The sequence below is a fragment of the Streptomyces sp. NPDC002088 genome, from assembly GCF_040296605.1.
GTDB lineage: Bacteria > Actinomycetota > Actinomycetes > Streptomycetales > Streptomycetaceae > Streptomyces.
This window is the reverse complement of record NZ_JBEOXO010000002.1, coordinates 458684-471580: the sequence shown is the minus strand read 5'-3', so window position 1 is coordinate 471580 and position 12897 is coordinate 458684. Positions and strand designations below refer to the sequence as shown.

The window sequence follows — 12897 nt, the reverse complement described above, 5'->3', positions numbered from 1 at the left end:
CCGGAGCCGGAGCCGGAGCTGGAGCCGGTGTTCGGTGTGAGGCATTTCTCACCGGTCATTCCCGTACGCCCGCCAGTTCCACCGCCCGTCGGCGCAGGACGAGGGCGGCGGGGACGACGGACGCGATCACGGCGAGCAGCGCGCACGCGCCCACGGCCGCGCCGATGGCCGCCCACGGCAGCTCGATCGTGCCCGGGACCGACAGCAGGCGCAGCGCGCCCCACATCCCCGCGAGGTTGAGTCCGGCGACCAGCAGGCCCAGCAGGGCGCCGACCGCGACCACCATCAGCGCCTCGGCGCCCACCAGCCGCAGGACCTGTCGGCGGGTGGCCCCCGCCAGCCGCAGTACGGCCAGGTCGCGTGCCCGGTCGGAGGTCGCCATGACCATGGTGTTGACCAGGGATATGCCGGTGTAGAGGAGCGCGATGCCGAGGACCAGCAGGAAGCCGAGCCGGGTCGTGCGGTAGGTCTGCGGGTAGGTCGCCCGGATCCACTGGTCCTTGGTGAGGACCTGCGCGCCGGAGGCCCGTACCGCCTTGCGCAGCTCGGCGGCCACGGCGTCGGCGTCGGCCCCGTCCGTGAGGGCGACGTCGACCCGGTCGACCGTCGCGCCCGGAGCGTTGGCCGGGGTGACGTAGACGCCGTTGTTGCCGGTGCCGGTGGTCATCACCGCGGCGATCCGCAGCGTCTTCCTCGTACCGTCGCCGAGCCACACCCGCACCCGCTGCCCCACGGTGTGCCGCTGCCACTCCTCGTTGACGATGATCGACTCGTTGTCGAGGTCACCCGCCTTCCCCGCCGTGAGCGGCAGCCGAGTGTTGACGGCGAGCGAGGCGCGCTCCGCTGTGCGGGCCTCGGACTTGACGAGCGCCACGCCGTCTTCGAGGACGTAGACCGCGCTGGAGGCGGTCGCGGAGATCGTGGCGCCGGGGACGTCGCGCAGCTCGCGCAGTGTGGCCGCGTCGAAGCCGGGGCCGCTCGTGGTGACGACGAACGCGGCGGTCGTCCGCTCCCGCGTCTCGGCCGCCTTCGCGCTGTTCAGCGTCGTGCCCGCGCCCAGGAGGGAGCCCGTCAGGGCGACCATGACCAGGACGGGGGCTGCGATCGCGGCGGTACGGCGGACTCCGGCGGCGGCGTTCTCGCGGACCAGCATGCCGCCGGCCCCGGGCAGCCGCGCCGGCAGCCAGGCGAGGAGCCGGGTCAGTGGGCGCACCACGACCGGCGTGAGCAGCGCGAGCGCGGTGATCAGGAGCATGGGGCGGCTCACGTAGGTCTTGCGGTGAAGGAGGTCGCCCGGGTCGTTCACCAGGGCCAGGCCCAGCGTCACCGCGGCGGTCAGCAGCAGGCCGGTGCCGAAGAGCCATCGGCCCCGGGTCATCGCCTGGCCGTCCACGGACGCCTCGCGCAGCGCCTGGACGGGGTTGGTGCGGCCGGCCCGCCAGGAGGCGGCGATCGCGCCGCACAGGGCGACGAGCAGGCCGGTCCAGAAGGCCAGGTGGTACGGCCAGGTGTGGTCGCCGATGACGAACCAGGCCGGTGCGAGTTCGGCGTCGACCACCCGGTCGGCCAGCAACGGGGCACCGTACGTGCCGAGCGCACAGCCGGTGGCCGAGGCGAGCACCCCGACCGCGAGGGCCTCGGCGAGGACCGTCCGGCGGATCTGCCCCGGGGTCGCACCGGCCGTGCGCAGCAGCCCGAACTCCCGGCGCCGCTGGGCGACCACGAACGCGAAGGTGGATGCCACCACGAACACCGACACGAAGGCGGTGACCCCGCCGGCCGTGCCGAACATGGCGTTCATCGCGGTCAGGGCCTCGCTGTCCCGCTCGGGGTCGGCGTCGGCGGAGCGGCGGGCGTCGCCTGTCAGGACCTGGACGCCCGCGCTTTCGCGTACGGCGGCGCGTACGGCTGCCGCGTCGGCGTCGACCGTCAGCTGGGCGCTCGTAGGGGACAGTCGGGCGGCGCGCGTGTCGGTGTAGAAGACGGCGTCCTCGAAGCCACGCTCGGTGACGGTGCCGACGACCCGCACGGTGCCGCGGTCGGTGCGTACGAGCGTGCCCGGCCGCGCCCAGTCGCCGCTGACGACGACCTCGTCGGCCGTGCGGGGCGCCCGTCCGGCGTCGAGAGTGTACGGGGCGAACGCGGCGGTGGACCAGGGGTGGCCCACCAGGTCGTCGGGGCCGCCCTGTGCCCGTACGGCGAACGACCGGTCCGCCACGACGGTGCCGAGCTTCGCCAGCTTCGCGACGGCCTCGGCGGGGACGGCGCGCGGGTGCGCGAGCCGCTGCACCCGCTCGCCGATCGGGGTGGGCACCCGCAGCGTGTCCGCCCCCTTGACCACGACCGGCGCGGCGGCGAACCGTTCCGGCTTGCGGTCGGGCGCGGCCGACGACGATGCGAGGACCAGGCCCATCACGGCGAGCAGGGCGACACCCAGCGCCAGCGCGACGAAGCTGCCGACGAAGGTGCCCCAGCGGGCGCGCAGGGTGACGCTCAGCACGGGGTGGCCTCCAGTCCGGTCGTGCGCGCGGTTTCCAGGCGGGTCATGTGCGCGGCGATGGCGTCGGCGCCCGCTCCGGCGAGCTCGCCGTTGACGCGTCCGTCGGCGAGGAAGACGACGCGGTCCGCGTAGGAGGCGGCCACCGGGTCGTGCGTGACCATGATGATCGTCTGGCCCTCGCGATCGACCATGCCGCGCAACAGGGTCAGCACTTCACGGCCGGTGTGCGAGTCCAGCGCGCCGGTCGGCTCGTCGCCGAAGAGCACTTCGGGGCGGGTGATCAGGGCCCGGGCCAAGGCCACCCGCTGCTGCTGGCCGCCGGACATCTCCGTCGGCCGGTGCCTGCCCCGTTCGCCGAGCCCGACCTGCTCCAGCGCCTCGCGGACCCGGGCCCGGGAGGGGCGGCGCCCGGCGAGCCGCAGGGGGAGCGCCACGTTCTGCTCGGCGGTCAGCGACGGCAACAGGTTGAACGCCTGGAAGACGAATCCGATGCGCTCGCGGCGCAGCAGCGTCAGCCTGGTCTCGCTCAGCCCCGTCAGCTCGGTCCCGCCCACGGTGACCGTCCCCGACGTGGGCCGGTCCAGGCCGGCCGCGCACTGGAGCAGGGTCGACTTGCCTGAGCCGGAGGGGCCCATGACTGCGGTGAACGTCCCCCTGGGGAAGGAGAGCGAGACGTCGGCGAGGGCGGTCACGGCGTTGTCACCCGACCCGTACCGTCTGCCGACGGAGCACAGTTGGATCGCGTCGTGGTTCTCGATGTTGTTCATGTGTCCCAACTCGTCAGGTGCCGGTCGGTGTCCGCTTGGTCTTCTGGGTCTTTGTCGCGGCTCCACGAAACCGCGCGGGGACACGGCGACGCAGTTGGGCAGGAACGAGACTTGGGGTAGGGCCAGACCTACCTCCCGACCGCTGCCCGGCCCCATGGCCCCCGCCCGAGCGGGCCTTCTACGGTGAGCCGCATGCACCCTCGGAACGTGTGGCAGGCCATGTCCAGGCCCGGCTTCCTGCTGTCCCCGTGGCCGTGGCGTTCGGCCGGGTACCTGCTCACCGGCGCGGTGAGCGGCGTCGTCGCGCTCGTGGGGATCGTCACTTCGGCGGCGGTCGGCGGTGTGCTGGCCGTCGCGCTGGTGGGGCTGCCGCTGCTGCTGCTCACGGCCCTCGCGGGTATTCCGGTGGCCTGGGTGGAGCGGCACCGGCTGCGTCTGGTGGACCTGGACCCGGCGTCCGGCCGGCACCGGCCGCCCGCCACCGCCGGACTGCGGCCCTGGCTGACCATCCGGCTGAGGGAACAGGCGACCTGGCGCGAGCTCGGGTACGCCCTGCTGCTCGCTGGGCTGTTGTGGCCGGTCGACGCACTCGCCGTCACGGTCGGCCTGCTCGTCCCGCTGTCCATGGTGGCGACCCCGCTGCTGATGGCCACGGCCGGTGACGGGCGGGAGGCGAAGGTGCTCAAGCAGTGGACGGTCACCACCTGGCCGACCGCCTTCGCGGTCGCCGTGCTCGGGCTCGTCCTCATGGGCCTGGGCGCCTACGTCCTGGGCGTCGCCGCCGGTGCGCGGGTCGAGCTGACCCGGCTGCTGATCGCTCCGCGCGACGGGGACCTGGGCGCGAGGGTGGTCGAACTGGCCCGTTCCCGGCTGCGGTTGGTGGACGCCTTCGAGGCGGAACGGCGTCGCATCGAGCGCGACCTGCACGACGGTGCCCAACAACGCCTGGTCGCCCTGACGATGACGCTCGGTCTGGCTCGACTGGACGCGCCGCCCGGCCCGCTCGCCGACCAGCTCGCCAAGGCTCACGACGAGGCCGGCAAGGCCCTCGCCGAGCTGCGCGACCTCGTCCACGGCATCCACCCCAAGGTGCTCGCCGACTACGGTCTCGAGGCCGCCGTCGCGGATGCCGCCGACCGCTCCGCGGTCCCCGTGGACGTCGACCTGGAACTGGCCGGCAGGCTGCCCCAAGGGGTCGAGGCAGCCGCGTACTTCGTGGTCTGCGAGGCCCTCGCCAACGTCGCCAGGCACAGTGGGGCGAGGCGAGCGGCGGTGACCGGCGAACACCGTGACGGGCGGCTGTTCCTCCAGGTGCGCGACGACGGCCGGGGCGGCGCGGACCCCGCGGGCGGCAGCGGGCTGACCGGACTCGCGGACCGGGTGTCGGTGCTCGATGGCAGACTTTCCCTGTCCAGTCCGCCGGGTGGACCGACCCTGCTGCGTGTGGAGTTTCCTTGCGAGTGGACCGCCGATCGCTCCGGGTAGTGCTGGCTGAGGACAGCGTGCTGCTGCGGGAGGGACTCATCGGCCTGCTCGCCCGCTGCGGCCACGAGGTGGTCGCAGCCGTCGGCGATGCGCGGGCCCTGGTGGCGGCGGTCGAGAAGCACGCCCCCGACATCGTCGTGACGGACGTACGCATGCCGCCCGGATTCCAGGACGAGGGACTGCACGCGGCGGTCCGCCTGCGCGAGACGCGGCCCACGCTGCCCGTTCTCGTCCTCAGTCAGTACGTGCAGCGGACGTACGCCGCCGAACTGCTGGACTCCGGCGACGGAACGGGCGTCGGCTATCTCCTCAAGGACCGGGTCGGGCAGGTCGAGGAGTTCGTGGACGCGTTGAACGAGGTCGCCGCCGGGGGCACGGTCGTCGACCCCGAGGTCGTACGTCAGCTGCTGCGCCGCCGCCGCGACCCGCTGGAGCGGCTCACCCCGCGTGAGCGGGAGGTACTGGCCCTGATCGCGGAGGGTAAGTCGAACGGCGCGATCGCCCACGAACTGGTGGTCTCCGAGGCGGCCGTGGGCAAGCACATCAGCGGCATCCTCACCAAGCTGGACCTGCCGCCGGCGGTCGAGACGCATCGGCGGGTGCTGGCCGTGCTGGCTTATCTGCGGGCGTGAGGCTCTGGGCGTGAGGACGCGTGTGTGAGGCTCCGGGCGTGAGGCTGTGGGGGGTTGTCCACAGGGAGGTATCTGTGGACAGTGATCCACGGCGAGTTATCCACAGGGTCTGACGCGTTTCGGCCACCGGCGGTACGGTCAGCACGAATTGATGTTCGTGGAAGTTCGTGCGCTGGTGCGGGGGGAGGCGGTCGTCATGGCCGAGGTCGGTGTCGGAGTGGCGGAGTCGGTGGAGCCGCTGGAGCCGGTCGGGTCGGTGGGGTCGGTGGAGCCGGCCGTGGCCCGGCGGCTGCCCAAGGTGCGGGGCTTCGCCGAGTGGCGCGTCGAGGGGGCGCCCGAGGGGTCGCCCAAGGACGAGGGGAAGGCGCTGCGGCGCCGGGTGCCGCGCGCGTCGCATGCCGAGCTCGACCTCGACGGCTCCCGTCCCGACGCGGTCGCCGCGGTGGAGGAGTCCAACCAGGGCCGCATCGAGGAGCTCACGCCGATACGGGTGGGCAGGATGGCGGCCGCCCCCTTCGCGTTCCTGCGTGGTTCGGCGGGCCTCATGGCGTTCGACCTGGCCCGCACGCCCGTGACCCGGATCCGCGCCCAGATCTGCGGCGACGCGCACGCGGCCAACTTCGGTCTGTACGGCGACGCCCGCGGCGGCCTGGTCATCGACCTCAACGACTTCGACGAGACCGTCCACGGCCCCTGGGAGTGGGACCTCAAGCGGCTCGCCGCCTCGCTCGTGCTCGCGGGCCGGGAGGCCGGCGCCGCCGAGGACACCTGTCGCAAGGCGGCGCGGGACGCGGTCGGCGCCTACCGCCGCACCATGCGGCTGCTCGCCAGGCTCCCGGTGCTGGACGCGTGGAACGCCATCGCGGACGAGGAGCTGGTCTCCCACACCGACGCCCACGACCTGCTCGGCACACTGGAGCGGGTCTCCGAGAAGGCCCGGGCCAACACCAGTGGGCGCTTCGCGGCGAAGTCGACCGAGCCGACCGAGGACGGCGGGCGACGTTTCGTCGACGCCCCGCCGGTGCTGCGGGGCGTCCCGGACGCGGAGGCCGCGGCGGTCGCCTCGTCCCTCGAGCCGTACCTGGCCACGCTCTCCGAGGACCGCCTGCCGCTGCTGGCCCGGCACGCGGTGCACGACGTCGCCTTCCGCATAGTCGGCACGGGAAGCGTGGGCACCCGGTCGTATGTGGTGCTGCTCCTGGACCACCGCGGCGAGCCCCTGGTCCTGCAGGTGAAGGAGGCGCGGGCGTCGGCGCTGGTGCCGCACCTGGTGAGCGCCGGCTTCGAGGCGCCCATGGTGGAACACGAGGGCCGCCGCGTCGTCCTCGGCCAGAAGCGCATGCAGGTCGTCAGCGACATCCTGCTGGGCTGGACGTCGGTCGAGGGGCGGCCGTTCCAGGTCCGGCAGTTCCGCAACCGCAAGGGCAGCGTCGACCCGGCCGCGCTCGCCGCCGACCAGGTCGACGACTACGGCCGTATGACCGGCGCCCTCCTGGCGCGCGCCCACTCCCACAGTGCCGACCCGCGCCTGATCGCCGGGTACTGCGGCAAGAGCGAGGAGCTGGACGAGGCGATCAGCGCGTTCGCCGTCGCCTACGCCGACCGCACGGAGGCGGACCACGCCCAGCTGGTGGCGGCGGTGCGGGCGGGACGGATCCCGGCGGAGATGGGGGTGTGAGAGGCGGCGGCGGGCAGGGGGTCCTGTGAAGTACGTCGCCTGCCGGGACCTCTTCGCGCACCGGGTGGCCGCCGACTGTCCCGAGCTGGTGGAGCCGGACCGCCCCGGTGGTGGCCTACGCTGTTCGGGTGACGACCCCGGAAGCTGAGCAGGCGCGACCCGAGGAGCGGCTGGAGCGGGCCGTGCGGGCCGCCGAGCAGGCGCTGATCGAGTACGAGATCGCGGTGGAGACCTTCCGTGTGGAGGTCGAGAACTTCTCGCGCCTCCATCACCAGAAGCTCGGCCCGATGTACGCCCGGCTCGACGAGCTGGAGGCGCAGATCGCCGAGGCCACGGCCGCCCGCACCGGCGACCCCGAGGACGTGCGCAAGGCGCAGGAGGCGCGCGCCCGGGTGCTGCCGATGCCGGGTGTCGAGGAGCTGTTCCACGGCTGGATGGACGGCGACGGTCTGTTCCCGGAGGCCGTGGCGATGCTCACGGACCAGCCGGTGCGGCCTCCGCAGCGGGTGCGCCCCAGCGACGAGGTCCGCAAGCTCTACCGCGAGCTGGCCCGCAAGGCCCACCCCGACCTGGCGCAGGAGGAGGGTGAGCGGCAGCGGCGCGAGGAGTTCATCACCCGGGTCAACGCGGCCTACGCCCGGGGCGACGAGACCCTGTTGCGGGAGCTGGCCGAGGAGTGGGCGGCCGGTCCGGCGCCCGTCGAGCCGGCCCCGAGTCCCAGCGAGGAGCTCTACGCCCGCCTCGAGTGGCTGGCCCAGCGCAAGGAGATGCTCACGCACCTCGCGCGGGAACTGGAGGAGAGCGCGATCGGCGAGATGCTCCGGCTCGCTCCGGACGACCCCGACGCCCTCCTGGACGAGATCGCCGAGAAGCTCCTGGGCGACGTCGCCGCACGCGAGGCGGAGCTGGCCGCGCTGCTGGGATAGCCGTGGCTCCGTCGCGGGATGGTGTTTCAGGTAGCGTCGGAGGCATGAGTTTCGGAGCTGGTGTGCCCACGGTCGAGGTCACGGACCTCAAGGACGGCGACTTCCTGCTGGACGTCCGCGAGGACGATGAGTGGCAGGCGGGCCACGCCGAAGGGGCACTGCACATCCCCATCAGTGAGTTCGTGGCCCGCTACGGCGAGCTGACCGAGGCCGCGCCGCAGGACGGCCGCGTCCATGTGATCTGCCGCTCCGGCGGACGTTCGGCGCAGGTCACGATGTACCTGGTCCAGCAGGGCATCGACGCCGTGAACATCGACGGCGGTATGCAGGTGTGGGCGGCCGCGGGCCGTCCCGTCGTGACGGACGAGGGCCGGCCCGGACACGTCCTGTAGCGGCCTGGAGGGTCAGCCGAGCGGGTGGGCGGCCAGCAGGTCGCCCAAGGTCTCCTCATGGGCCGCCGCCGGGCCGAGTGACAGCTCCAGGTGCTTGGCCCAGGCGTGGTAGCGGTGCAGCGGATAGTCGACGTCCGCGCCGAACCCGCCGTGCAGGTGCTGCGCCGTCTGCACGATCCGCCGTACGCCGTCCGACGCCCAGATCTTGGCGACGGCGACGTCACCGGAGGCGGGCAGCGCGCCCTGCGTCCCGGAGGCGATCCGCCACGCGGCCTGCCACAGCGTGGCCTCCATCGCGCGCAGGTCGATGTAGCGGTCGGCGGCCTGCACGGCGACGGCCTGGAAGGTGGCCACGGGGAAGCCGAACTGCTCCCGTTTGCCGGTGTACTCGCCGGTCATCCGCAGCACGTTCTCGCCCAGCCCGAGCGCGAGCGCACACGTTCCCGTGGTCAGCAGCCGTCGCAGCCACTCCCAGGCGCCGTCGGCGTCGATGACGTCGCGTGCCGCGATTCGCGCGGACTCCAGCCGCAGCTCGGCCAGCCGCTCGCCGGTGGTGGAGACCTGCTCGGCGAGCACGACCGACTCGTGGACGCGGGGCACCAGGGCGAGGACGGTGCGGTCGGCGCCGGTGTGCGCGGGTATGTGCGCAGGCATCTGCGTGGGTACGTGTGCGGGGATGCGCGCGGGTACGTGCGCGGGTACGACCGTGTAGTCGGCGCTGTGCGCCCACGGCACCGCCGTCTGCACCCCGTCGAGGATCCACGCGTCACCGTCCTGCCGTGCGGTCACGGCGAGCTCGGCCGGATCGTGGCCGGTGCGGCCATGGGAGGCGACGGTCAGGACGACCTCGCCCCGCCCCGCCGCTGCGAGCAGATCGGCCTTCAGTTCCGGTCCGCCGTAGGCCTGTACGGCAGCCGCGGCCGCGCAGCTCTCCAGCAGCGGGACCCGGGCCAGTACCTTCGCCGACTCGCGCAGCACCAGGCACAGCGCGATGGCGTCCAGTCCGGCCCCGCCGTACTCGGCGTCGAGCAGCAGGCTCAGCAGGTCCGCGTCGGCGAGCTTGGCCCACAGCGCCCGGTCGAAGTCGTCGGCGACGGCGCCCTGGGTGAGCGCGGGACTGGGCACCCCGTCGGGCGCGACCCCGGCGAACACCCCCCGTGCCGCCTCGGCCGCCGCCTGCTGTTCCTCGGTGAAGGTGAAGTCCACGGTCCCTGTCCTCCCACGCGCACCCCGGCCACGGACCGGGCCGGCGGCCGGATCTGACGGCCTGATCTGACGGAGCGTCAAGATAGAACAGGTTCTAGGAGAAGGGAACGGCAGGAGAAGGGTCGGTAGGAGAAGGGGCGGTCACCCGGGCGTGGAGCGCATCACCGACCGATCGTTCGGCCCTCGGGGTTCGATCGGGGCACGGCCGTCGTAAGGTGTCAGCCGCTGTGGACAGTGTGCGAGCGCCCGGGCGAGGGGCGCGGGCGGTGACCATGGTGAGATGGGGGACGGCCCTGGCACGGGCCGACCGGCCGGGCCGTCGGGGCTGTGCCGGGCGGGCGGGTCTGAGTAACGTTCCCGTGCGACCGCCGCGGTGCGGCGCGCGCGGGCGGTACGGTGCCCTGCGGCCGGGGCCGGAAGGCGGACGGGGATCGGGAAACGGGGCGGAATGGACGCGTACGGCGGAATGGACGCGGCCGGCGGAGGCGGCAACGCCCGGCTCGGGCCGGGCGCCGGGCCCGAGCCGGAGGTGCTGGACGAGACGGCCTCCTGGACGGAACCGGACGACGCGACGCCCGTGCCCGGTACGGTCGCCGCGACCGGCGACCCCGACCCCACGCCCGGCCCGCCCCTCGAACCCCGCACCGGCGTCGCCGCCCTCTCCCCCCGCTACCAGATCGGCGCCGCCCTGGCGCTCGCGGTTGTCGCGGTCGCCGTCTGTGTGCACCTCGGCATGGTGTTCCTGCACGTCGCGCCGTCGAACACGGTCACCAAGAAGCACGGCAAGGCGATAGAGGAGTGGGTCTACCCGGAGTTCGAACAGAACTGGAAGCTCTTCGCGCCGAACCCGCTCCAGCAGAACATCGCGGTCCAGGTCCGCGCCCAGGTCCGCACGGCGGACGGCGAGGTCCGCACCACCGGCTGGTACGACCTGTCCGCCGAGGACGGGCGGGCCATCGACGGAAACCTGCTGCCCAGCCACGTCGACCAGAACCTGCTGCGCCGCTCCTGGGACTTCTTCGCGGCCACGCACGGCGCCGACAACCGTCCGGTAGGGGTGCGCGGCGCTCTCTCCGAGACGTATCTGCGCCGCATAGTGGTGCTGCGGCTGGACCGTGACGGCGCGGCCGGGCGGGACGGCGTCCTCGACAGCGTCCAGGTCCGCACCAGCACCACCAACGTGCGTCCGCCCGAGTGGAGCGGCGAGCAGATCTCGCAGAAGCCGGTGTACCGGGTGCTGCCCTGGTGGTCGGTCCCGGCGGACGAGGCCGAGGGGGCCGTGAAGTGAACCGATTCGCCCTGACGGTGTCCGGCGGCATCGCCCGCGTCACCGAGTCGGCCCTCGGCCCGTACCAGACCGCCGTGATCCGCATCGGCTTCAGCGCGACCTGGCTGCTGTTCCTGCTGCGCGAGTTCCCCCACCGCCAGGAGATGTACGGCCCCGACGGCCCATGGGACTGGGACCTCGCCCAGCAGCTGACCGGGCTCAACGGCGCCTTCACGGCGCTGATGTGGACGGACGGCCGGGTCTGGTTCGAGGCCGTCTACGCGCTCGCCCTGCTGTCGAGCGCGCTGCTGCTGCTGGGCTGGCGCACGCGCGCGATGTCCGTGCTCTTCATGGTCGGCGTGCTGTCGCTGCAGAACCGCAGCGTCTTCATGGGGGACGGCGGCGACAACGTCCTGCACCTGATGTCGATCTACCTGGTGTTCACGCGCTGCGGCCGGGTGTGGTCCCTGGACGAGCGGCGCGTCCGCCTCGCGCGGGAGCCACGCGCGCGTGGAGAGCGGGTGACGGACCGGACCGGCCCTGTGCTGTGGGCGGTGCTCGGGGCGGTGCTGGTCGGGGTGACCGTCGCCGGGCGGCTCGACGGCGACCCGACCGTGCCGGTCCTGCTGTGGGGGGTGTGGCTGGCGTCGGCGCTGTGGTGGGTCGTCGGGCGGCGCGCGAAGTCCGCCGAGCCCCGGATACTGCTCGACGTCATCGCCAACATCGTGCACAACGGCGCCCTGCTCGTGATCATGACCGAGGCCTGTCTGATCTACGCGACGGCCGGCTGGTACAAGATCCAGGGCTCGCGCTGGCAGGACGGCACCGCGGTCTACTACCCCCTGCACCTGGACTACTTCTCGCCGTGGCCCGCGCTCGCCGACCTGATGTCCTTCAGCGGCACGATCGTGATGCTCGTGACGTACGGGACGGTCATCGTGCAGGTCGCGTTCCCGTTCACGCTGTTCAACCGGCGGGTCAAGAACGTCCTGCTGGTGGCGATGATGACCGAGCACGCGGTGATCGCCGTGGTGCTCGGGCTGCCGTTCTTCTCGCTGGCGATGATCGCCGCGGACTCGGTCTTCCTGCCGACGTCGTTCCTGCACCGGCTGGGCGGCTGGGCGGCACGCGCGCGTGGACGGCTGTTTCCGCGCGGCGGCCCCAGCCTGCCGGCGCAGCGGGACCGGCGCACCGCCGAGGACGCCGAGCGCGCCCACGTAGGCTTCACGACATGACCGATCCTGTGGGCGCCCGGCCCGACCCCTTGGGCGCCCGGCCCGACGCCGTGGGCGCTCGGACCGATCCCGTGAGCGTCTGGCACCGGCTCGCCGACGCCGCCGTGCTGCTCGACGGCTTCCACGCCCTCAAGCACGCGGTGCGCTTCGGGGCAGAGGTGCCGGTGGCGGTCACCGCAGACCGGCGGGCGGCGCTCGCGCTGGCCGACGAGCTGGCCCCCGACGTACGGGACACGCTGGACGCGCTGCTGACGGAGGTCTCGGAGGCGACGTACACGTCCCTCGTCCCGCGCCCGCATCCCACCGCCGTGGCCGCCCTTGCCGTACGGCCCTCCCGCGAGGCGAACCTGCGCGCGCTGGCCCGCACGCCCCGCAGCGCGCCCGTCGTCGTCCTCGACAATCCGCGCAATCTGGGCAACGCGGGGGCCGTGATCCGGCTGGCCGCCGGTTTCGGAGCGACCGGTGTGGTCACCACCGGCACGCTCGACCCGTGGCATCCCACGGTCGTGCGCGGCGGGGCGGGGCTGCACTTCGCGACCGCCGTGGAGCGGCTGACCGTGGCAGAGCTGCCGCCCGGGCCGCTGTTCGCCCTCGACCCGGAGGGCGACGACATCCGGGGGCTGAAGCTGCCGGACGACGCGGTGCTCGCCTTCGGCTCGGAGCGCAGCGGCCTCTCCGCCGACCTGCGCGCGCGTGCCGACCACCTGCTGTCCCTGCCGATGCGCCCCCAGGTCTCCAGCTACAACCTCGCGACCAGTGTGGCCATGACGCTGTACCACTGGAGCGCCACCGGGGGCGCCTCGACCTGA

The 12897-nt window shown here is 73.3% G+C and carries 11 protein-coding genes; 8 read left to right on the top strand and 3 right to left on the bottom strand.

Going from position 1 to position 12897, the window contains the following annotated elements:
* Positions 1-55 precede the first annotated feature (55 nt).
* Entirely contained in the window at positions 56-2500 is a 2445-nt protein-coding gene (locus ABT114_RS05890) for an FtsX-like permease family protein (RefSeq protein ID WP_351139011.1), read from the bottom strand.
* Entirely contained in the window at positions 2494-3267 is a 774-nt protein-coding gene (locus ABT114_RS05885) for an ABC transporter ATP-binding protein (protein ID WP_351139009.1), read from the bottom strand. The genes ABT114_RS05890 and ABT114_RS05885 overlap by 7 nt, the downstream gene beginning before the upstream one ends.
* 219 nt (positions 3268-3486) lie before the next feature.
* Here ABT114_RS05885 and ABT114_RS05880 point away from each other — a divergent pair, with 219 nt between their 5' ends.
* The 5 genes from ABT114_RS05880 to ABT114_RS05860 all read left to right on the top strand — a co-directional run bounded on the left by ABT114_RS05880 (position 3487) and on the right by ABT114_RS05860 (position 8380).
* Complete coding sequence (locus ABT114_RS05880) at positions 3487-4752, top strand: sensor histidine kinase (RefSeq protein ID WP_351139525.1); 1266 nt, start codon at positions 3487-3489, stop codon at positions 4750-4752.
* Positions 4752-5384, top strand: coding sequence for a response regulator (locus ABT114_RS05875; RefSeq protein WP_351139007.1), 633 nt, complete (start codon positions 4752-4754; stop codon positions 5382-5384). The genes ABT114_RS05880 and ABT114_RS05875 overlap by 1 nt, the downstream gene beginning before the upstream one ends.
* 151 nt (positions 5385-5535) lie before the next feature.
* A complete protein-coding gene (locus tag ABT114_RS05870; RefSeq protein ID WP_351139005.1) occupies positions 5536-7062 on the top strand; it encodes a DUF2252 domain-containing protein in 1527 nt (508 codons plus the stop codon).
* A gap of 128 nt (positions 7063-7190) precedes the next feature.
* A complete protein-coding gene (locus ABT114_RS05865) occupies positions 7191-7988 on the top strand; it encodes a hypothetical protein (protein ID WP_351139003.1) in 798 nt (265 codons plus the stop codon).
* A 62-nt stretch (positions 7989-8050) separates the two neighbouring features.
* Positions 8051-8380 carry a rhodanese-like domain-containing protein gene (locus ABT114_RS05860; RefSeq protein ID WP_351139523.1) on the top strand — a complete coding sequence of 110 codons (330 nt, stop codon included), beginning with the start codon at positions 8051-8053 and terminating at the stop codon, positions 8378-8380.
* A 12-nt stretch (positions 8381-8392) separates the two neighbouring features.
* Here ABT114_RS05860 and ABT114_RS05855 read toward each other — a convergent pair whose 3' ends face one another.
* Positions 8393-9586 carry an acyl-CoA dehydrogenase family protein gene (locus ABT114_RS05855; protein WP_351139002.1) on the bottom strand — a complete coding sequence of 398 codons (1194 nt, stop codon included), beginning with the start codon at positions 9584-9586 and terminating at the stop codon, positions 8393-8395.
* A 466-nt stretch (positions 9587-10052) separates the two neighbouring features.
* Here ABT114_RS05855 and ABT114_RS05850 point away from each other — a divergent pair, with 466 nt between their 5' ends.
* The 3 genes from ABT114_RS05850 to ABT114_RS05840 are packed head-to-tail and all read left to right on the top strand — an operon-like array spanning position 10053 to position 12897.
* Entirely contained in the window at positions 10053-10874 is an 822-nt protein-coding gene (locus tag ABT114_RS05850) for a DUF5819 family protein (RefSeq protein ID WP_351139521.1), read from the top strand.
* The gene (locus ABT114_RS05845) at positions 10871-12088 is read left to right on the top strand and encodes an HTTM domain-containing protein (protein ID WP_351139000.1); all 1218 of its coding nucleotides are present in this window, start codon (positions 10871-10873) and stop codon (positions 12086-12088) included. Before ABT114_RS05850 ends, ABT114_RS05845 begins: the two co-directional genes overlap by 4 nt.
* Positions 12085-12897, top strand: a complete 813-nt coding sequence (locus ABT114_RS05840) for a TrmH family RNA methyltransferase (protein WP_351138998.1) — start codon at positions 12085-12087, stop codon at positions 12895-12897. Before ABT114_RS05845 ends, ABT114_RS05840 begins: the two co-directional genes overlap by 4 nt.

Bases quoted from the DNA above. Each gene is read 5' to 3' on its own strand.
- ABT114_RS05885 (WP_351139009.1), bottom strand. From the start codon at position 3,267: ATGAACAACATCGAGAACCACGACGCGATCCAACTGTGCTCCGTCGGC.
- ABT114_RS05880 (WP_351139525.1), top strand. From the start codon at position 3,487: ATGTCCAGGCCCGGCTTCCTGCTGTCCCCGTGGCCGTGGCGTTCGGCC.
- ABT114_RS05870 (WP_351139005.1), top strand. From the start codon at position 5,536: ATGTTCGTGGAAGTTCGTGCGCTGGTGCGGGGGGAGGCGGTCGTCATG.
- ABT114_RS05850 (WP_351139521.1), top strand. From the start codon at position 10,053: ATGGACGCGGCCGGCGGAGGCGGCAACGCCCGGCTCGGGCCGGGCGCC.
- ABT114_RS05840 (WP_351138998.1), top strand. From the start codon at position 12,085: ATGACCGATCCTGTGGGCGCCCGGCCCGACCCCTTGGGCGCCCGGCCC.